Origin of the sequence: Synechococcus sp. CC9902 (assembly GCF_000012505.1) — a bacterium.
GTDB lineage: Bacteria > Cyanobacteriota > Cyanobacteriia > PCC-6307 > Cyanobiaceae > Parasynechococcus.
This window is the reverse complement of record NC_007513.1, coordinates 1,871,126-1,887,699: the sequence shown is the minus strand read 5'-3', so window position 1 is coordinate 1,887,699 and position 16,574 is coordinate 1,871,126. Positions and strand designations below refer to the sequence as shown.

Below are 16,574 nucleotides of genomic sequence, written 5' to 3'. Positions count from 1 at the left end.
ATTGGTCAGACCTCAACGCGGGGCAGCCGATGTTTGAACCCGCAGAGAATTTCCCAAGGGATCGACTGGCAGCGGTCACTCCAGCTCTGCGGGGTGATTTCAACGCTTTGATCTCGTCCCAGAAGGGTCACGATGCTGCCGGGATGAAGGTCGGTTGCGTCGGTTGCATCGATCAAGAGCTGATCCATGGTGATCGCGCCCACTTGTGGGAGCCGTTTGTCTCGATGGAGCACATCGATCTGCCCACTGAGGGATCGCAAAACACCGTCGGCATAGCCGATGGCGACGACAGCAAGGCGTCTGGCATTGGGGCTGATGTACTGATGCCCGTAGCTCACGCCAGTACCGGCTTTGATCTCGCGGATCAGAGTCACCTTGGCGCGCACCGATAGTGCGGATCGCAAGGGCACGATATCCCTCAAATGATCGGCGGGTGCATGGCCGTACAGGGCCAGTCCCACCCTTACTAGGTCGTAATGCAAGTTCGGTTCCAACAAGGTTCCCGCCGAGTTGGCGAGATGACGGCAGAGCCCAACGCCTCTTTGGGGGAGGGTCTCGATCACGGACTGGAAGCGTTGCCGCTGCTGTTGCGTCACGGTGGTACTGCGATCATCTGCGCAGGCCAGATGGCTGTAAATCCCCTTCAGCTCTAAGTTTTTGAGGTGTTGGATGGCTTGAGTGGTTTCTGCACCATCGTCGAGTGCGCACCCAAGCCTGCTCATGCCCGTGTCAATTTTGAGCTGAACCTTGAAGCGTCGACCGCTGTCTTCTGCCAGGGCATGGCAAAGCTTGGCGTCAGCAAGGCTGCTGAGGGTTGGCATGAGCTGCCACTCCAGGCAGGTCCGCAAGTCTTCGGGGTCGCAGAGATTGCTGAGGAGAAGGATTGGGGCTTTGAGGCCTGCACGTCTGAGCTCTAATCCTTCCTGCAGCGTGGCGACGCCAAGACTGGCAGCTCCTCCATCAAGGGCTGCGTTGGCCACGGAGACAGCCCCATGGCCGTAGCCGTCGGCCTTCACCACGGCCATGAGTTCAGTACCCGGGGTCAAGTGCTGGCACAACGCGCTCGCATTGGCCTTAATCGCTGCCGGTGATACCTCCACCCAGGCACGCTGGCGTGGATTTTGATCCGACATGACAACTGTGCTCGGGGCTACCGAGACAAACGTGGTGTGCCCAATAGCATGACGTTTATTCAGGGAGCTGGCATGGGCCAGGTTCTCGTTCTCAATGCGTCCTACGAGCCGCTCAACATCACGACCTGGCGGAGAGCCATGGTGATGATGCTGAAGGGAAAAGCGGAGAGTCTCGAACAGGATGAAAGTCGCGAAATTCGAAGGGGTACGCACCTCCCTACGGTGATTCGATTGCGTCAATACGTCCGGGTTCCTTTCCGACAGGTTCCTCTGACCCGTCGCAATGTGTTCTATCGCGATAACCACAGTTGTCAGTACTGCGGCTGTTCAGGTGAGCCGCTGTCGATCGACCATGTGATTCCGCGGAGTCGAGGGGGCCCCGATGACTGGGACAACATCACAACGGCATGTCTCAGTTGCAACGTCCGCAAGGGAAATCGCACGCCTGGGGAGGCTGAGATGCCCTTGAAGCGTGTGCCCCGTCGTCCATTGAGCAGCCTGAGTTTTGAAGCGACACGCCAAATACATGCCGGACATCACGGCGAGTGGGCCAAATATGTCATTGGGGCCTAATTAACTCAGTCGTCTGTTTCTTCGCTGAGTGCTTCAAGTTTTTGGCGTTGCTCTTCGGCGATGCAGGCTCCGATGAGATCCTCAAGTTGCCCTTGAAGGACTGGTTCAAGCGAGAAATTACGCCCTAGTCGGTGATCGGTTGTCCGGTTGTCTTTGTAGTTGTAGGTGCGAATTTTTTCAGAGCGATCGCCACTACCCACCTGGGATCGCCGATGACTGCTTTCGCGTTCAGCCGCCGCCGCCAGTTCCCGTTCGAGCAACTTGGCGCGAAGAATTTCCAAGGCACGTTCTCTGTTCTGTAACTGAGAGCGCTGCTGTGTACAGAACACGCGAATACCTGTGGGTTTATGCAGGAGATCCACTGCTGTTTCCACTTTGTTGACGTTCTGTCCGCCGGCTCCGCCGGATCGTGCGGTACTGATCTCGAGATCCTTGGGGTCTAATTCCACTTCAACGGCATCGGCTTCTGGCATGACGGCCACCGTTGCTGTGGACGTGTGAACCCGACCTTGTGATTCCGTTGCCGGCACGCGTTGCACACGATGAACCCCGGCTTCGAACTTCAGTTGACTGAAGACGCTGGTGCCTTTCACAGAAACGATCAGTTCTCGATAACCGCCGAGATCAGCTTCAGTACAGCTCAGCTGTTGCACTGACCATCCAAGTTTTTGGCCATACCGCTCATACATGCGGGCTAGATCTCCAGCCCAAATACAGGCTTCATCGCCCCCCGCCCCAGCACGAATTTCCAACATCACACTTCGATCGTCACGCGGATCTCGGGGAAGCAGCGCCAGGGTGAGGCGTTGGAGCAATGCGGTGTGTTGAGCCTCTAGCTCGCTGAGCTCGTCTTGGGCGAGTTCTTGCATTGCTGCGTCGCTCCGACTCTCCCTTAGAAGCTCCCGGGCATCGGCCTGCTCCTGTTCTAATTTTTGGAGCGCCTCAAAATCGAGCACAAGCGGCTCGAGCCTCGATCGCTCTCGAGCAATCGTTTCAAGTCGCTTGGGATCATTGGCGACATCAGGATCTGCCAGCTGCCGCTCGAGGCTGCGGAAGCTGGCTGTAGCCGTCTGTAATCGGCTGGTCAGAGTTGAGGCATCCATGGCCCCGCCTCAGGTTCAGGATGAGGCGTCGTCGTCTTTTCCCTTGGTGCTGCCCATGCCGTACTTCTTCATGAAGCGATCAACACGACCTTCGGTATCAAGGATTTTTTGGGTCCCGGTGAAGAAGGGGTGGTTGCCGCTCCAGACGTCAACGTGAATTTCTGGCTGGGTGGCACCAGTGGTCATCACCACTTCGCCGTTGCAGATCACCTTGGCATCGGGATACCAGGTGGGATGAATGTCGGACTTAGGCATGGGAAAGTAAAAAAATCAGCGCTTGGAGAACTGAGGGGCCTTACGGGCTTTCTTCAGACCGTACTTACGGCGTTCCTTGGCGCGAGGGTCGCGGCTTAGGTGGCCTTCGGTTTTGAGCGGTTTGCGGTTGTCTGCGGATAATTCACACAGAGCCCGAGCTGCACCTTGCTTAATGGCACCGGATTGACCGGTTAAACCGCCACCGTGAACGTTCACAAGAACGTCGTATTCAGTGCTGAGTCCCAAGGTTTCGAGGGGAGCTTTTACAGCAGCGATGTAAGCCGGGTTGTAATTGAGATAGTTATCTCCCGGGCGACCATTGATGGTGATCGTGCCGTTGCCTGGAACGAGACGTACGCGAGCAACTGAAGTCTTACGACGACCAGTACCCCAGTAGACGACGGAATTACTGCTCATTTTGCGGTAGCTGAGGGGTTGAGCTGAAGGGGCTGGGGCTTTTGAGCTGAATGGGGATGCTCGGTGCCTTTATAGACCTTGAGCTTGCGGTACATCTGGCGGCCCAAGGCGTTGTGGGGAAGCATGCCCTTAATGGCTTTTTCCACGATCCGTTCTGGGATGCGCTCCTGAAGGGATTCAAAGGTTTCAACCTTCATTCCACCAGGACGTCCTGAATGGCGGCGGTAAAGCTTCTGCTGTGGCTTTTTCCCGCTGACTTGGATTTTTTCAGCGTTCACCACCACCACGAAATCTCCTGTGTCGAGATGAGGCGTGAAGTTGGGGTTGTTTTTGCCGCGCAGAATTGAGGCGACCTCGGTTGCAAGGCGGCCAAGGGTCTGATTCTCAGCGTCCACCACATACCACTGGCGGTCGATCGAATCGATTGGAGGAAGGGAGGTCTTGTTCATCTCGCCGGCATGCCGGTTCGGTGGTGCCCCGTCGAAGACGGCGGAGCTGTACAGGATGGTTTGGTCCATGACTGGACCAAACCGTGGATCAAAGATCGAGCTTACTCCCCAACACACCCTCTCCTAGGAGCGGGGATGGTCATTGGAGTTCTTGTTGCTCGTCCTTAGCAAAACAAGGAGGATCCGGGGGGGGATCATCCGTCGCCAAAGAAAACCACGGTTGGCAATCGTACCAGCCAGCTTCGCTGAAAATAGGCTCGGCGTACCCTGCCCTTAACAGGCAAAGTCCTCTAGCAGGCGCGGCTTCCCTCACTTGGTCTCGGCGCCGGTCTCTCCAGCGTTGCTCAAAGGCCTTCACGCTGAGGCGATGCTCGCCGACGGCAACGAGCTGCGCCATCAAGAGCCGCACCATTCCATATAGAAATCCACTGGCTTGGATTTCCACGCGGATGAGGTCACCCTCGCGTTCCACCAGAACGTCCTGGATGGTTGTGCGTGAGTGGGGGCGTCGGCTTCCAGCGCGCATAAAGGCCGCAAAATCATGGAGGCCGATCATCCCTTCAAGGGCAACCCGCATGTTCTCTTCGTTGAGTCGATGGTGGTATCGGTGCCAAGTCCAAGGGGTCAGAAACAAATTGGGTCGCCGACCGTTGTGAATGATGTATCGGTAACGCCGGTAAACAGCGGAGTAGCAGGCATGCCAATCCCGTGGTCGCTCAACAGATTCACGCACCCTGATCGAAGCTGGTAGTCGACCGTTCAGAGCAGGGGCCCATTTTGCGGCTGGAATGGGTCCTGAACAGTCGAAATGCACCACTTGGGCTGCAGCATGAACGCCCGCATCCGTTCGTCCAGCAGCAAAGCTCTGGATTGGTCTTAGGGGGTCGAGTTGAGCAATCGCTGTTTCTAGAACGGCTTGCACACTCCTGGCATTGTTTTGCCGTTGCCACCCGCAAAAATCTGAACCCTCGTACTGCAGGCTGAGGGCAATCCGTCGGAGGATTGGCTGCTCAGGGGGTGCAGACGAGGGTTCAGCGGTCAAAAGTCAGACCCTGACAAGGATCAGGGCTATACCAGTTCGATGATGGCCATCTCGGCATTGTCGCCACGGCGGGGAACTGTCCGGGTAATTCGGGTGTAGCCACCTTTGCGCTCGCCGTAACGGGTTGGAGCTTTGTCGAACAGGGCGTGAACCAGCTGCTTGTCGTAGATGTAGCCAATGGCACGACGTCGGGACGCCAAGCTGCCGTCCTTGGCCAAAGTGATCATCCGCTCAGCTTCATCGCGAAGAGCTTTCGCACGGGCCTTGGTGGTGGTGACCCGACCTTCCCGAATGAGTTGGGTGGTCAGGGCGCGAAGCATTGCCTTGCGTTGGTCAGCGGGACGACCCAGCTGGGGTACTCGGCATTGGTGTCTCATGGGTCTGTCTTAATCGAAGTAATGAAGGAAGAGCAGGCGGCTCAAATTATGCCGAGGTGCGGCTTTGGGGGATAGAGATGCCGATGCGCTCGAGGGCTTCGATCACTTCGTCGGCGGATTTAGAACCGAAGTTCTTGATTTCGAGGAGATCCTCATAGCTGAAGCCCATGAGGTCAGACACGGAGTTGACCTGGGCACGCTTGAGGCAGTTGTAAGCCCGAACCGAGAGGTTCAATTCCTCGAGAGGAATCTGTGCCTCTGCAGATGGTTCCGGCTCGACACCCACTTCTTCTACGAGGGTGACGGTCGCTAGAGGTTGGAAGAGCTCGAGCAGTTGATTGGCCGTCTGAGCCAGGGCGTCGTCAGGAGTAATGGAGCCATCGGTGCTGATCTCAATCCGTAGGCGTTCGCGGGCTGAACCGCCTTCTGCAACGGCTGTTTCATCAATATTGAAATTGACTCGCTTCACCGGCATAAACACCGCATCGATCTGTAGAAGATCAATGGCACTGGTGTCTTCGTTGTGTCGGTCGACTGGGCGATAGCCGATGCCACGCTCGACGTGAACTTCCAATTCCAGGCTGTGTCCGTCTGCGACGGTTGCGATGGTGCGATTGCCATCGATAACTTGAACTTGAGATGAAAACTGAAGATCGCTGGCCTTTACTTCAGCAGGACCAGCGACCACCAGACGACCAATCTCGAGTTCCGCTGAACGGCTGTTAACAGACAGCTCTTTGCAGTTCAGCAGAATGTCGAGGACGTCTTCACGAACCCCAGGGACTGTGGCGTACTCGTGGTTAACGCCGGCAATGCGAATTGCGGTGACGGCGCTGCCTTCAAGGCCGCCCATCAGGACACGGCGCAAAGCATTGCCCAAGGTTGTGGCTTGGCCACGCTCGAGTGGACCGATCAGGAAGACGCCTGTTTGGGCGCGATCCTCGGCGATTTGATGCTCGATGCGATCGATCTGGTACTGCAGCACGGTCTGAAGCGAGGTAGGGAACGAGAACCGGAAAGGCGAGGTGGGTTCAGACGCGGCGGCGCTTAGGCCGGCGGCAACCGTTATGGGGTAGAGGCGTGACGTCTCTAATCAACGTGATCTCAAGGCCGGCGACCTGAAGGGCACGGATGGCTGTTTCACGGCCAGACCCTGGTCCACGAACCAGGACTTCAATCTGACGCATGCCCTGTTCAAGGGCACGGCGGGCAGCAGCTTCAGCAGCTGTTTGTGCGGCAAAGGGAGTTCCTTTGCGAGCGCCCTTGAAACCGCTGGCACCGGCTGACGACCAAGCGATGATCTCCCCAGCGGTGTCGCTGATGGACACAATCGTGTTGTTGAAGGTGCTTTGAATATGCGCAACACCATTGGGGACGTTGCGTTTGGCCTTCTTAGGGCCTGATTTTTTAGCAGTTTTGGCCATGGGCCGTTAGGAGACGAGGTAAGGGACGGAGGTGAATTACTTCTTCTTGCCAGCCACAGTCTTGCGAGCACCGCGGCGAGTACGGGCGTTCGTGCGGGTGCGCTGACCGCGGACCGGGAGACTCATCCGATGACGACGGCCTCGCACACAGCCGATGTCTTGCAGTCGTTTCAGGGCCATGCCCTCTTGACGACGCAAATCACCTTCGATGGTGAAAGCCTCGGTGGCACCACGGAGCTTCTGGATGTCGCCATCCTCGAGATCCTTGACCCGAATGTCGGGGTTAACCCCCGCTTTGGCCAGGATGGCTTTGGCCCTTGTGAGGCCAATTCCATAGATATATGTGAGGGACACTTCAACCCGCTTGTCGCGGGGGATGTCAACGCCGGCGATCCGTGCCACGGAGGTTCAATCGAAAGGGACATAAGGCCTCCGGTGTATCGGAGGCATTGGACGGCAACTGAGCAAACACGGTGGATTGATCAGTTGTTGAAAAGAACGTTGGGGATTAGCCCTGACGCTGCTTGTGCTTTGGGTTGGTGCAAATCACCATGACCCGACCGTGGCGACGGATCACCCGGCACTTGTCGCACATTTTTTTAACAGAAGCGCGCACCTTCATGAGGCGTGGCTCTCCCAATTTCCAAACGACAAACTTACCATGCGGGTCAATCCAGAACTTTGCAGATCCGCTCAGTGATTTCCTCTACGGAACCCTGGGCTGGAACGCTGATGAGCAGTCCCTTGTTTTGGTAATAGCTGATCAGGGGAGCGGTCTTGTCTCGATACACCTCGAGGCGATTCCGGATCACGTCTTCATTGTCATCGGCACGGCCGCGGCTCAGCATGCGCGTAATCAAGACTGCATCGTCCAGCTCGAGCAGGACAACCGCTTCGATGGGTTGCTTGAGCTCATTCAGTAGAGGTTCCAGTGCTTCAGCCTGTGGAACAGTGCGCGGGAAACCATCGAGGAGCCAACCCTCACCAGAGAGGGCTTTCATCTGACTTTCAACGATTGCCAGCACCAGCTGGTCGCTGACCAGCTCTCCTCGGTTCATGACGGCTTCGGCTTCTTTGCCAAGCTCTGATCCCGCAGCGACTTCACTTCTCAGCAAATCACCTGTGGACAGGTGTTTCATGCCATTGGAATCGCAGATGCGTGCTGCCTGGGTGCCTTTACCAGCACCAGGTGGACCGAGAAAAAGGAGGCGGTTTTTCATCGAGGGTTTGGAAAGGAATGACAACAGCAGGTGCAGTGGCGGGAGCTCACTGGCGCACGAGGCCTTCGTAGCGTTGAGATATCACGTAGGTCTGAACCTGTTTTGCGGTGTCAATGGCAACACCCACAAGGATGAGTAATGACGTCGCACCGAGTCCTTGGAATGTCTGCACATTGGTGGCGCGTTCCACTGCGGCAGGAATAATCGCAACGGAGCCAAGGAAGAGACCACCAAGCAAAGTAAGCCTGTTTTGCACTCCCGAGAGGTAGTTGGTGGTAGCGCTTCCAGGACGAACTCCAGGAATCGCCACACCGCCTCGTTTGAGGTTTGTGGCGATGTCTGCCGGGTTCACCGTGAGCGAGGCGTAGAAGTAAGAGAACCCCAGAATCAAGGTGAAAAAAGCCAGGGCGTAGGGCCAGGGATTCGATGCGCTGGGATTGAGCATGCTCGCGGCTCGAATCAGCCATTCACTCTTGGTGAGATTCGCGACGGTGACGGGCAAGAAAATCAATGCCGAAGCAAAAATGATTGGCATCACCCCACCGGCATTCAATTTGAGAGGTAAGTAGCTCTGACGCGTTGGTAGAGCACCAGCTCCACCAACTTGGCGCTTGGCACTAACAATCGGAATACGACGGGCCCCTTCTTGAACAAAGATGATTCCGACAATCGTGGCCAGAAACACCAGAACAAGAACAACAATTCCCAAAACGGTGTCGCGGTCACCCGTTTGAGCGGCTTCGATTGTTGCTCCAAGGGTGCGAGGAAGGGTCGCAACGATGTTTAAGAAGATCACCAAAGAAGCCCCCTGGCCAATCCCTCTTTCGGTGATGACCTCTGCAATCCACATCACCACCATGGATCCGGTGACAAGGGCTAAGGCCGTTTGAACCACGAAGACAACTTCGCTCAAACCCTCTACGGCGTATTGGCGCAAAATCATTGCGAACACCACGCTTTGGATGAGTCCCCAGCCAAGGGCGACATAGCGGGTGATTTGTGCGATTTTGCGTCGTCCTGCTTCGCCTTCATTTTTTTGAAGGTCTTCCAACTGCGGCAACGAAGCTGTTAGCAGCTGAAGAATGATCGATGCATTAATGAAGGGGAGAATTCCAAGAGCGAAAATTCCCAAAGTGGAGATTCCTCCACCCGTGAAAATGTCGAGGAAGCCAATCAGTTGGCCCCCTTGATCGATGAATTGTTTGAAGGCTTCTCGATCGATCCCTGGCATGGGGATGTAGATGCCAAGACGGACCAGAAGCAGCAGGCCAAGGGTGGTAAGCACCCGACTGCGCAACCCAGGGTTGGTGACCAGCTGGCTGATCACTTCGGCGGCATTGGGGTTGCGTCCCCGACTGACAAGCATGTCCGGAAGAGAAAAAGGTTGGGCTGATGCAGCGAAGCCGCCCGTGGACCAAAGTCCAGCGGACGGCTCAGACCCTAAAGCTGAAAAGGCAATGAAGCCCGATCAGTCAGTCAAGGGTTTCGCAGGTGCCGCCGGCCGCTTCGATCTTGGTGCGGGCGGAGGTTGTGAACGCCGAGGCTTGCACCGTCAGGTTCTTAACGGTGAGCTCACCGTTACCGAGCATCTTGAGGGGATGCTTGGGGCTCGTCACGATGCCGTCTTTGACGAGGGAGTCCAGATTCACGGTTGCTCCGTCCTTGAGATCTTTCAAGGCGGACACGTTTAACACCGTGAAGTGCTTTGGATTAACCAAAGGAAAGTGCTTCAGCTTTGGTACCCGGCGGTACAAAGGCATCTGTCCACCTTCGAACCCAGGACGGGTTGGTCGGCCGGAGCGGGATTTTTGGCCACGCATACCGAAGCCGCAGCTAGCGCCCTGACCAGCGGCAATGCCACGGCCCTTACGCAATTTGCGGCGACGAGCGCCTTTGTTGGCTTTGAGGGAGTCGAGTCGGAGAGTCATCGCGAATCAGGAGTAGATCTGCTCGAGGGAGATTCCCCGTTCTTTTGCAGTCTCCTTGTGAGTACGAAGACTGGATAGGGCCACCATGGCAGCCCTTGCGTTGTTGAGGGGAGTTTTGCTGCCTAAACGTTTGGCCAAAACATTTTTAATGCCGGCCAGTTCAAGCACAGTTCGAATGGAACCACCGGCAATAACGCCAGTACCAGGGGCAGCGGGACGAATCAAAACGCTAGCTGCACCATCGCGACCATTCGACAGGGTTGGGATTGAGCTGTGACGGGTCAGAGGCACCTTCACCAGGTGCTTCTTGCCATCTGCAACGCCCTTGCGGACGGCACCGATCACGTCGCCAGCTTTGCCAACACCAACGCCGACTTGTCCCTTTTCGTTGCCGACAACAACGATGGCTCTGAAGCTCATCTTTTTGCCGCCCTTAACGGTTTTGGAGACCCGTCGGATTTGTACGACGCGCTCTTGCCATTCGGAATCGCGGTCTTGGCCGCGACGACCGCCGCGACGATCGCCACGTCGGTCACCACGGCCGCCGCCGCCGCCGCCACGACGCTGCTCTTGTTGCTGCCCTTGGGCCGCCGCTGGTACATCAGCTGCGCCAGGTACGGCGTTGGGATTGGATTGAGGAGAAGAATCTGTCATGGGTAAAGCAGGGATCAGAACTGAAGGCCCGCTTCCCGGGCAGCGTCGGCAAGGGCTTTAATCCGACCGTGATAGAGGTTTCCACCACGATCGAAGACCACCTGCTCGATGCCCTTGGCGATCGCGCGCTTGGCGACAAGTGCACCGACAGCAACGGAGGCGTCACAACTTCCAGCGTTGTTTTTGAGTCCAGAACGAAGTTCCTTGTCAACGGTGGATGCTGAACAGAGTGTGCTCTGAGCAGCGTCGTCGATGAGCTGGGCGTAGATGTGATTGTTGGAGCGAAACACAGCCAACCGCGGACGGTTGGATGTGCCGGTGATGTGACGACGGAGGCGCCGATGGCGCTTCTGCGTCTGTTGTTTGCGGGAAAGTTTGGACATGGTATGTGAAGGGGAGGAAGGTCAGGAAGAGCGTTATTTCTTGCCGGACTTGCCTGCCTTTCGCAGGATGTGCTCGCCCTCGTATTTGATGCCTTTGCCTTTGTAAGGCTCGGGAGGACGAATGGCGCGAACCTTGGCGGCCTCGTTGCCAACCAATTCTTTATCGATCCCGGAAACAATCACCCTGGTGTTGTTCTCCACCTTGAAGGTGATGCCGGCTGGCGCTGGCATCTCGACGGGATGGCTGTAACCAGCACTCACGACGAGGGTTGTTCCCTTGACCTGGGCTCGGGAGCCCACACCAACAATTTCAAGGGCTTTGCTGTAGCCGTTGTGAACGCCTTCGATCATGTTGGCGACGAGGGTGCGACTCAGGCCGTGGCGTTCCCGTGAGATCCGTTTGGTGCTCGTGGGTGCGACAACGATCGTGTTGGCTTCTTGGCTAACGCTGACGCCCTCTGGAAGAGTGCGCTCGAGCTCACCTTTTGGTCCCTTCACTTTGACGGTTAGACCGTCGAGGGAAACAGTGACTTTGTCCGGGACGGGGACAGGGTTTTTTCCAATGCGTGACATGGTTCAGCTCCGGATCAGTAGACGTAACAGAGCACTTCGCCGCCGACGCCCTCTCGGCGAGCATCGCGGTCACTCATCACCCCTTTCGAGGTAGAGATGATCGCGACACCAAGCCCTCCGAGGACCTTGGGCAGGCCACGAGTGTTCTTGTAGATGCGGAGGCCTGGCTTGCTCACACGCTGCATGGAGCGAATGGTGGGCAAACGGTGCTTACCGCTGTATTTGAGGGAGAGCACCAATTCGGCTCTGAAGCCTTCGCCTTCTTCGTTGATTTCGGAGATGAAACCCTCTTGCTGCAACACTTTCGCGATGCTGCGGGTCATCCGTGAAGCGGGAACCTTGGTGGTCTCGTGACGCTTTTCACTCGCATTACGAATGCGGGTGAGCATGTCTGAAATTGGATCGTGGTTGGCCATAGGGATAGACGGGGAGGGCTCAGTTGCTCTGGAATGGCATTCCCATCTCGCTGAGGAGGGCCCTGCCCTCTTCGTCAGAACGGGCAGTGGTCACGATGGTGATGTCCATGCCTCTGATCGCATCGATCTTGTCGAAGGAAATTTCAGGGAAAATGATTTGTTCCCTCACCCCGAGGGTGTAGTTGCCGCGTCCGTCAAAGCTTTTGGCACTCACCCCGCGGAAGTCCCGAATTCGGGGCAGCGCAAGGTTGATCAGGCGCTCGAGGAAGGCGTACATCCGATCACCGCGAAGGGTGACGGCACAACCAATTGGCATGCCTTGGCGAATTTTGAAACCTGCGATTGCCTTTTTGGCACGGGTCACAACCACTTTTTGGCCGGTGATCTGTGCAAGCTCCTTGACCGAAGCCTCGAGAGACTTGGCATTGGTAGCAGCTTCGCCGAGTCCGCGGTTAATGGTGACTTTCATCACCTTCGGGACTTCGTGGATGTTGGTGAGGGAGAGATCTTTCAGCAGTTTGGGCTGAATGGTCTCCCGGTAGCGCTTCTTGAGTGACATAACGGGGGTGAGGTGCTTCTGGGCTTGGTCAGAAGTCGGGATCAGTCGAGGACTTCACCGGTTTTCTTCAACTTGCGCTTTTTCGTGCCGTCTTTTTCGACAACGATTTCAACGCGGCTTGCCACCTTTTTATCGGTGGAATAGAGCATCACGTTGGAGGCATGCAGTGATGCTTCCTCGGTGACAATGCGACCGCTTTCACCTTCCTGGGAGGGTTTCTCGTGACGGGTGCGCATGTTGACGCCCTCCACGATGACGCGATTTTCATTGGGCAGCGTCCGGAGAACTGCGCCGGTTTTGCCCTTGTCTTTTCCGGCAATCACCTGAACGGTGTCGCCTTTGCGGATACGCATTTTGATGCGCTCAACGGCCTTCGGTTTGGAGGTTGCTGTCGCCATGGTCAGATCACCTCCGGAGCGAGGGACACGATTTTGGTGAAGCTGCGCTCACGCAGTTCGCGGGCCACAGGTCCGAAGACGCGAGTGCCCTTTGGGTTTTTGTCGTCGTTGATGATCACCGCAGCGTTGTCGTCAAACCGGATTGAATTGCCGGTTTCACGACGCAGGGTTGCTTTGGTGCGGACCACCACAGCTTTGACCACATCAGATTTTTTGACGCCCATGTTGGGCATCGCATCTTTGACAGCGGCGACGATGACGTCGCCGACGTGGGCGTAGCGACGGTTGGTACCCAGAACACGAATGCACTGGATGCGTTTGGCACCGCTGTTATCGGCAACGGTGAGGAACGATTCCTGTTGGATCACTGGTTGGCCTCCTCTGCTTTCGCTTCAGCAGCCGCAGCTTTTGGGCTGTGGCTGAGAACTTCAGCAATCGCCCAACGTTTTTGGCGACTCATCGGACGGGTTTCCGTGATGCGAACACGGTCTCCGACGCGACAGGAGTTGTCTTCATCGTGGGCTTTGTAGCGGGTGGTGCGGCTGACCGTCTTTTGATAGATGGGATGGGGGAAGCGGGTTTCCACCGCAACCACCACTGTTTTCTCCATCTTGTCGCTGACGACGGTGCCGACCCGTTCTTTAACTGCCATGGTTAGAGATGGGGATCAGGACGCGGTGGAGCGTTGACGCTCCGACTGCACCGTCAGCAGCTGGGCCAGCTTGATGCGGGCCTCTTTGAAACGGTGAGTATTAGCGAGTTGGCGCGTGGCCTGCTCAAAGCGGAGCTGAAAAAGTTCGCGGCGCAAACCGTCGATTTTTTCATTGATATCCGCATCGGAGAGGTTGCGAACCTCGCTGGTGTTGGGACGGGCCATGGTCAGGACTCCACGGTGACGGCTTTAGAAGCAGCCGGTGTTTTGGCGCCAGCTGTTTTCTCCTCATCACCGAGGGCGATGAATTTGGTTTTGACTGGCAGCTTGTATTGCGCCAGGCGCATGGCTTCTTTCGCGATTTCGGGGGTGATTTCTTCACCACCCATCTCGAAGAGAATCCGACCTGGCTTAATCACTGCGACCCAGAATTCTGGGTTGCCTTTGCCGGAACCCATACGGGTTTCAGCGGCGCGCATGGTGACTGGCTTATCGGGAAAAATCCGAATCCAGATCTTGCCGCCACGTTTGACGTAGCGGGTCATGGCACGGCGGCTGGCCTCGATTTGACGCGAGGTGATCCAGCCACACTCTTGGGCTTGCAGTGCAAACTCACCAAAAGCAATCGTGTTGCCCCTGGTGGCGACGCCGCGCATGCGGCCTCGCTGTTGTTTACGGAATTTGACGCGTTTTGGACTCAGCATGGTTTAGGCCTCCGGTTCAACCCTCGTTTGAGCGGTCTTCGAACTGTTGGGGCCTACGGCTGGCCCGCCGACGGGGGTTCGCCCCGACCGGCATTGTTTGAGACTGTTCGTTCAGGACTTCCCCCTTGAACACCCAAACTTTGATCCCGAGTACGCCGTAAGTGGTTTTACCCACTTTGGTGGCGTAATCGATGTCAGCACGCAGGGTGTGCAGTGGGACACGACCTTCACGGGTCCACTCGGTCCGGGCGATTTCAGCGCCGTTCAAACGGCCTGATACCTGGATTTTTAGGCCGAGAACGCCAGCGCGTTGAGCGCGCTGAACAGCCATCCGGATCGTGCGACGAAACGCCACACGTTTTTCCAGTTGTTGGGCGATGTATTCGGCCAGCAGAAACGCGTCGCCGTCGACACGTTCAACTTCGACAACATTGATCCGCACTTGGCGGCTTTTGTCACCGACAGTTTTCTGGATACCGGCTCGAAGATCTTCGATGCCGCTGCCCTGACGTCCGACGAGGACACCGGGACGTGCTGTTTTGAGTTCAACTTCCAGTTGATCGGCTTTGCGGGCGATCAGCACGTCGCTGATGCCGGCAGAACCGTATTTCTTGTGGATGAACTTGCGAATCCGGTCGTCTTCTTGAAGAAGTGACGGATATGTCTTGCTGGAGGCGTACCAGCGTGACCGGTGCTCCTGGGTGATCCCCAGGCGCAGACCGGTTGGGTGGATTTTGTGTCCCATTGGGTCAGAGTCCGGGGGTCAGGAGTCGGTCTGAACTGCCACAGCAATGCTGATGTGGCAGGTCTGCTTCTTGATCTGGAAGGCCCGGCCTTGGGCCCGAGGCCGGTACCGCTTCATGGAAGGACCCATGTCGGCACTGGCACTCGAGATCACCAGGGAGGCTGGATCGAGACCGAGGTTGTTTTCGGCATTGGCTACCGCAGACCGAAGCACCTTGGTGATCGGGCCGGTGGATCGGTAGGGCATGAACTCGAGCATGATCAGAGCGTCGCGATAAGTGCGGCCTCGGATTTGGTCGAGTACACGACGCACCTTCGATACAGAGCCGCGGATGAAGCGTCCGTGGGCCTGAGCGGTGGCAGCCGTTGATGTAGACGAAGTCATGGCGTCAGCGGCCTCCTTTCTTGTCTTTGATGTGGCCCTTGAAGGTGCGGGTAGGAGCGAACTCCCCCAGCTTGTGTCCCACCATTTGTTCAGTGATAAACACTGGAATGTGGGACTTGCCGTTGTGAACGGCAATGGTGTGGCCGATCATCATCGGCAGGATTGTGGAAGCACGTGACCAGGTTTTGATCACGGACTTGTCGTCGTTGTCGTTCTGCTTTTCAAGCTTGCGAAGCAGGCTGTCAGCAATAAACGGTCCTTTTTTGAGTGAACGTCCCATAGCGGTTTAAGCAAGCGGCAAAGTGATGGTTGGCATCAGGAATCGCGTCCGCCACGGCTCCGCTTGGACGTCTTGCGACGTTTCCGGAGCACATATTGGTTGCTGGGTTTATTCCGCTTGCGGGTCTTAAGACCGAGGGCGGGTTTGCCCCAAGGCGTCACAGGACCGGAGCGACCGATCGGTGCTCGGCCCTCACCACCACCGTGAGGGTGGTCGCAAGGGTTCATCACACTGCCTCGCACTTGAGGCCGCCGTCCGAGCCAACGACGCCGACCAGCTTTGCCGAGGCTTGTGTTGCGAACTTCAGAGTTGCCCACTTCGCCAAGGGTTGCGTAGCACTCACGCCGTACCAACCGAACTTCGGTGGAAGGCAGTTTGAGAGCGACATAGTCGCCTTCTTTGGCCATCACCTGAGCACTAGCTCCAGCGGTTCGAACCATCTGTCCACCGCGACCGGCATAAAGCTCGACGCAGTGAACGCTCGAACCAAGAGGTACGGATGAAAGCGGCATGGCGTTGCCGTTTTCGATCGGAACCTCTGGCCCAGACACAACGGTTTGACCTACCTGAACTCCTGCTGGAGCGAGGATGTAGCGCTTTTCACCATCGGAGTAAAAGAGCAAGGCCAATCGCGCATTGCGATGGGGGTCGTAGTGGATCGCAGCCACCTTCGCGGTTACGCCGTGCTTGTTGCGGCGGAAATCCACGAGGCGGTACAACCGCTTATGACCACCGCCTCGGTGGCGGCAAGTAATGACGCCACGGTTGTTGCGGCCTTTTTTGCGGTGCTTGGACACCACAAGGGTCTTCTCCGGCTTGCGGCCGGTGACCTCACTGAAGTCGGTGACGACGCGGGTGCGTGTACCGGGGGTGTAGGGGCGGAATTTACGGATTGCCATGACGAT

The 16,574-nt window shown here is 56.8% G+C and carries 29 protein-coding genes; 1 reads left to right on the top strand and 28 read right to left on the bottom strand.

Annotated elements, in window-relative coordinates; all coding sequences use genetic code 11:
- Positions 1-5: 5 nt before the first annotated feature.
- Positions 6-1,133 (bottom strand): alanine racemase, encoded by a 1,128-nt coding sequence (gene alr, locus SYNCC9902_RS10040; protein WP_011360737.1) that lies wholly within the window; start codon positions 1,131-1,133, stop codon positions 6-8.
- Positions 1,134-1,205: 72 nt separating this feature from the next.
- Between alr and SYNCC9902_RS10035 the strand changes: the two genes are divergently transcribed.
- The gene (locus SYNCC9902_RS10035) at positions 1,206-1,706 is read left to right on the top strand and encodes an HNH endonuclease (protein ID WP_041425187.1); all 501 of its coding nucleotides are present in this window, start codon (positions 1,206-1,208) and stop codon (positions 1,704-1,706) included.
- Positions 1,707-1,711: 5 nt separating this feature from the next.
- Here the strand turns inward: SYNCC9902_RS10035 and prfA are convergent, their stop codons facing one another.
- From prfA to rplB, 27 genes are all read right to left on the bottom strand, one after another.
- Positions 1,712-2,809: a peptide chain release factor 1 gene (gene prfA / locus SYNCC9902_RS10030; RefSeq protein WP_011360735.1), complete on the bottom strand. Its 1,098-nt coding sequence runs from the start codon at positions 2,807-2,809 to the stop codon at positions 1,712-1,714.
- Positions 2,810-2,824: 15 nt separating this feature from the next.
- The gene (gene rpmE, locus SYNCC9902_RS10025; RefSeq protein WP_011360734.1) at positions 2,825-3,064 is read right to left on the bottom strand and encodes a 50S ribosomal protein L31; all 240 of its coding nucleotides are present in this window, start codon (positions 3,062-3,064) and stop codon (positions 2,825-2,827) included.
- A 15-nt stretch (positions 3,065-3,079) separates the two neighbouring features.
- The gene (rpsI, locus tag SYNCC9902_RS10020; protein WP_009788910.1) at positions 3,080-3,481 is read right to left on the bottom strand and encodes a 30S ribosomal protein S9; all 402 of its coding nucleotides are present in this window, start codon (positions 3,479-3,481) and stop codon (positions 3,080-3,082) included.
- A complete protein-coding gene (rplM, locus tag SYNCC9902_RS10015) occupies positions 3,478-3,930 on the bottom strand; it encodes a 50S ribosomal protein L13 (protein ID WP_011360733.1) in 453 nt (150 codons plus the stop codon). The genes rpsI and rplM overlap by 4 nt, the downstream gene beginning before the upstream one ends.
- 139 nt (positions 3,931-4,069) lie before the next feature.
- The gene (truA, locus tag SYNCC9902_RS10010; protein ID WP_011360732.1) at positions 4,070-4,972 is read right to left on the bottom strand and encodes a tRNA pseudouridine(38-40) synthase TruA; all 903 of its coding nucleotides are present in this window, start codon (positions 4,970-4,972) and stop codon (positions 4,070-4,072) included.
- A 26-nt stretch (positions 4,973-4,998) separates the two neighbouring features.
- Complete coding sequence (rplQ, locus tag SYNCC9902_RS10005) at positions 4,999-5,349, bottom strand: 50S ribosomal protein L17 (RefSeq protein WP_009788913.1); 351 nt, start codon at positions 5,347-5,349, stop codon at positions 4,999-5,001.
- Positions 5,350-5,395: 46 nt separating this feature from the next.
- On the bottom strand, positions 5,396-6,334 hold the full coding sequence (locus tag SYNCC9902_RS10000; RefSeq protein WP_011360731.1) for a DNA-directed RNA polymerase subunit alpha: 939 nt from the start codon (positions 6,332-6,334) through the stop codon (positions 5,396-5,398).
- Positions 6,335-6,380: 46 nt separating this feature from the next.
- Entirely contained in the window at positions 6,381-6,773 is a 393-nt protein-coding gene (gene rpsK / locus SYNCC9902_RS09995; RefSeq protein ID WP_011360730.1) for a 30S ribosomal protein S11, read from the bottom strand.
- A gap of 36 nt (positions 6,774-6,809) precedes the next feature.
- Complete coding sequence (rpsM, locus tag SYNCC9902_RS09990; RefSeq protein ID WP_011360729.1) at positions 6,810-7,175, bottom strand: 30S ribosomal protein S13; 366 nt, start codon at positions 7,173-7,175, stop codon at positions 6,810-6,812.
- Between the two features lie 106 nt (positions 7,176-7,281).
- Complete coding sequence (gene rpmJ, locus SYNCC9902_RS12185) at positions 7,282-7,395, bottom strand: 50S ribosomal protein L36 (protein ID WP_006173336.1); 114 nt, start codon at positions 7,393-7,395, stop codon at positions 7,282-7,284.
- Between the two features lie 46 nt (positions 7,396-7,441).
- Positions 7,442-7,993, bottom strand: coding sequence for an adenylate kinase (locus SYNCC9902_RS09985; RefSeq protein WP_011360728.1), 552 nt, complete (start codon positions 7,991-7,993; stop codon positions 7,442-7,444).
- Positions 7,994-8,039: 46 nt separating this feature from the next.
- Positions 8,040-9,359, bottom strand: coding sequence for a preprotein translocase subunit SecY (gene secY, locus SYNCC9902_RS09980; RefSeq protein WP_011360727.1), 1,320 nt, complete (start codon positions 9,357-9,359; stop codon positions 8,040-8,042).
- Positions 9,360-9,465: 106 nt separating this feature from the next.
- Positions 9,466-9,921: a 50S ribosomal protein L15 gene (rplO, locus tag SYNCC9902_RS09975; RefSeq protein WP_011360726.1), complete on the bottom strand. Its 456-nt coding sequence runs from the start codon at positions 9,919-9,921 to the stop codon at positions 9,466-9,468.
- 6 nt (positions 9,922-9,927) lie between these two features.
- Positions 9,928-10,575 (bottom strand): 30S ribosomal protein S5, encoded by a 648-nt coding sequence (rpsE, locus tag SYNCC9902_RS09970; protein WP_011360725.1) that lies wholly within the window; start codon positions 10,573-10,575, stop codon positions 9,928-9,930.
- A gap of 14 nt (positions 10,576-10,589) precedes the next feature.
- Entirely contained in the window at positions 10,590-10,958 is a 369-nt protein-coding gene (gene rplR, locus SYNCC9902_RS09965) for a 50S ribosomal protein L18 (RefSeq protein ID WP_011360724.1), read from the bottom strand.
- Between the two features lie 33 nt (positions 10,959-10,991).
- A complete protein-coding gene (gene rplF, locus SYNCC9902_RS09960) occupies positions 10,992-11,531 on the bottom strand; it encodes a 50S ribosomal protein L6 (RefSeq protein WP_011360723.1) in 540 nt (179 codons plus the stop codon).
- Between the two features lie 14 nt (positions 11,532-11,545).
- Positions 11,546-11,947: a 30S ribosomal protein S8 gene (rpsH, locus tag SYNCC9902_RS09955; protein ID WP_011360722.1), complete on the bottom strand. Its 402-nt coding sequence runs from the start codon at positions 11,945-11,947 to the stop codon at positions 11,546-11,548.
- 19 nt (positions 11,948-11,966) lie between these two features.
- The gene (rplE, locus tag SYNCC9902_RS09950) at positions 11,967-12,506 is read right to left on the bottom strand and encodes a 50S ribosomal protein L5 (protein WP_011360721.1); all 540 of its coding nucleotides are present in this window, start codon (positions 12,504-12,506) and stop codon (positions 11,967-11,969) included.
- 41 nt (positions 12,507-12,547) lie between these two features.
- On the bottom strand, positions 12,548-12,904 hold the full coding sequence (rplX, locus tag SYNCC9902_RS09945) for a 50S ribosomal protein L24 (protein WP_006169851.1): 357 nt from the start codon (positions 12,902-12,904) through the stop codon (positions 12,548-12,550).
- A gap of 2 nt (positions 12,905-12,906) precedes the next feature.
- Positions 12,907-13,272: a 50S ribosomal protein L14 gene (rplN, locus tag SYNCC9902_RS09940; protein ID WP_006169852.1), complete on the bottom strand. Its 366-nt coding sequence runs from the start codon at positions 13,270-13,272 to the stop codon at positions 12,907-12,909.
- Positions 13,269-13,556 (bottom strand): 30S ribosomal protein S17, encoded by a 288-nt coding sequence (rpsQ, locus tag SYNCC9902_RS09935; protein WP_006169854.1) that lies wholly within the window; start codon positions 13,554-13,556, stop codon positions 13,269-13,271. Before rpsQ ends, rplN begins: the two co-directional genes overlap by 4 nt.
- Positions 13,557-13,571: 15 nt before the next feature.
- Positions 13,572-13,781 (bottom strand): 50S ribosomal protein L29, encoded by a 210-nt coding sequence (gene rpmC / locus SYNCC9902_RS09930; protein ID WP_011360720.1) that lies wholly within the window; start codon positions 13,779-13,781, stop codon positions 13,572-13,574.
- 2 nt (positions 13,782-13,783) lie between these two features.
- Positions 13,784-14,260 carry a 50S ribosomal protein L16 gene (gene rplP / locus SYNCC9902_RS09925; protein WP_011360719.1) on the bottom strand — a complete coding sequence of 159 codons (477 nt, stop codon included), beginning with the start codon at positions 14,258-14,260 and terminating at the stop codon, positions 13,784-13,786.
- A gap of 16 nt (positions 14,261-14,276) precedes the next feature.
- Positions 14,277-15,005 carry a 30S ribosomal protein S3 gene (gene rpsC, locus SYNCC9902_RS09920; protein ID WP_011360718.1) on the bottom strand — a complete coding sequence of 243 codons (729 nt, stop codon included), beginning with the start codon at positions 15,003-15,005 and terminating at the stop codon, positions 14,277-14,279.
- Positions 15,006-15,023: 18 nt separating this feature from the next.
- Positions 15,024-15,389, bottom strand: a complete 366-nt coding sequence (gene rplV / locus SYNCC9902_RS09915; protein WP_011360717.1) for a 50S ribosomal protein L22 — start codon at positions 15,387-15,389, stop codon at positions 15,024-15,026.
- A gap of 4 nt (positions 15,390-15,393) precedes the next feature.
- Entirely contained in the window at positions 15,394-15,669 is a 276-nt protein-coding gene (gene rpsS, locus SYNCC9902_RS09910; RefSeq protein ID WP_009788930.1) for a 30S ribosomal protein S19, read from the bottom strand.
- Positions 15,670-15,704: 35 nt separating this feature from the next.
- Entirely contained in the window at positions 15,705-16,568 is an 864-nt protein-coding gene (rplB, locus tag SYNCC9902_RS09905; RefSeq protein WP_011360716.1) for a 50S ribosomal protein L2, read from the bottom strand.
- Between the last annotated feature and the right edge of the window lie 6 nt (positions 16,569-16,574).

Bases quoted from the DNA above. Each gene is read 5' to 3' on its own strand.
- alr (WP_011360737.1), bottom strand. From the start codon at position 1,133: ATGTCGGATCAAAATCCACGCCAGCGTGCCTGGGTGGAGGTATCACCG.
- SYNCC9902_RS10035 (WP_041425187.1), top strand. From the start codon at position 1,206: ATGGGCCAGGTTCTCGTTCTCAATGCGTCCTACGAGCCGCTCAACATC.
- prfA (WP_011360735.1), bottom strand. From the start codon at position 2,809: ATGGATGCCTCAACTCTGACCAGCCGATTACAGACGGCTACAGCCAGC.
- rpmE (WP_011360734.1), bottom strand. From the start codon at position 3,064: ATGCCTAAGTCCGACATTCATCCCACCTGGTATCCCGATGCCAAGGTG.
- rpsI (WP_009788910.1), bottom strand. From the start codon at position 3,481: ATGAGCAGTAATTCCGTCGTCTACTGGGGTACTGGTCGTCGTAAGACT.
- rplM (WP_011360733.1), bottom strand. From the start codon at position 3,930: ATGAACAAGACCTCCCTTCCTCCAATCGATTCGATCGACCGCCAGTGG.
- rplQ (WP_009788913.1), bottom strand. From the start codon at position 5,349: ATGAGACACCAATGCCGAGTACCCCAGCTGGGTCGTCCCGCTGACCAA.
- rpsK (WP_011360730.1), bottom strand. From the start codon at position 6,773: ATGGCCAAAACTGCTAAAAAATCAGGCCCTAAGAAGGCCAAACGCAAC.
- rpmJ (WP_006173336.1), bottom strand. From the start codon at position 7,395: ATGAAGGTGCGCGCTTCTGTTAAAAAAATGTGCGACAAGTGCCGGGTG.
- SYNCC9902_RS09985 (WP_011360728.1), bottom strand. From the start codon at position 7,993: ATGAAAAACCGCCTCCTTTTTCTCGGTCCACCTGGTGCTGGTAAAGGC.
- secY (WP_011360727.1), bottom strand. From the start codon at position 9,359: ATGCTTGTCAGTCGGGGACGCAACCCCAATGCCGCCGAAGTGATCAGC.
- rplO (WP_011360726.1), bottom strand. From the start codon at position 9,921: ATGACTCTCCGACTCGACTCCCTCAAAGCCAACAAAGGCGCTCGTCGC.
- rpsE (WP_011360725.1), bottom strand. From the start codon at position 10,575: ATGACAGATTCTTCTCCTCAATCCAATCCCAACGCCGTACCTGGCGCA.
- rplR (WP_011360724.1), bottom strand. From the start codon at position 10,958: ATGTCCAAACTTTCCCGCAAACAACAGACGCAGAAGCGCCATCGGCGC.
- rplF (WP_011360723.1), bottom strand. From the start codon at position 11,531: ATGTCACGCATTGGAAAAAACCCTGTCCCCGTCCCGGACAAAGTCACT.
- rpsH (WP_011360722.1), bottom strand. From the start codon at position 11,947: ATGGCCAACCACGATCCAATTTCAGACATGCTCACCCGCATTCGTAAT.
- rplE (WP_011360721.1), bottom strand. From the start codon at position 12,506: ATGTCACTCAAGAAGCGCTACCGGGAGACCATTCAGCCCAAACTGCTG.
- rplX (WP_006169851.1), bottom strand. From the start codon at position 12,904: ATGGCGACAGCAACCTCCAAACCGAAGGCCGTTGAGCGCATCAAAATG.
- rpsQ (WP_006169854.1), bottom strand. From the start codon at position 13,556: ATGGCAGTTAAAGAACGGGTCGGCACCGTCGTCAGCGACAAGATGGAG.
- rpmC (WP_011360720.1), bottom strand. From the start codon at position 13,781: ATGGCCCGTCCCAACACCAGCGAGGTTCGCAACCTCTCCGATGCGGAT.
- rplP (WP_011360719.1), bottom strand. From the start codon at position 14,260: ATGCTGAGTCCAAAACGCGTCAAATTCCGTAAACAACAGCGAGGCCGC.
- rpsC (WP_011360718.1), bottom strand. From the start codon at position 15,005: ATGGGACACAAAATCCACCCAACCGGTCTGCGCCTGGGGATCACCCAG.
- rplV (WP_011360717.1), bottom strand. From the start codon at position 15,389: ATGACTTCGTCTACATCAACGGCTGCCACCGCTCAGGCCCACGGACGC.
- rpsS (WP_009788930.1), bottom strand. From the start codon at position 15,669: ATGGGACGTTCACTCAAAAAAGGACCGTTTATTGCTGACAGCCTGCTT.
- rplB (WP_011360716.1), bottom strand. From the start codon at position 16,568: ATGGCAATCCGTAAATTCCGCCCCTACACCCCCGGTACACGCACCCGC.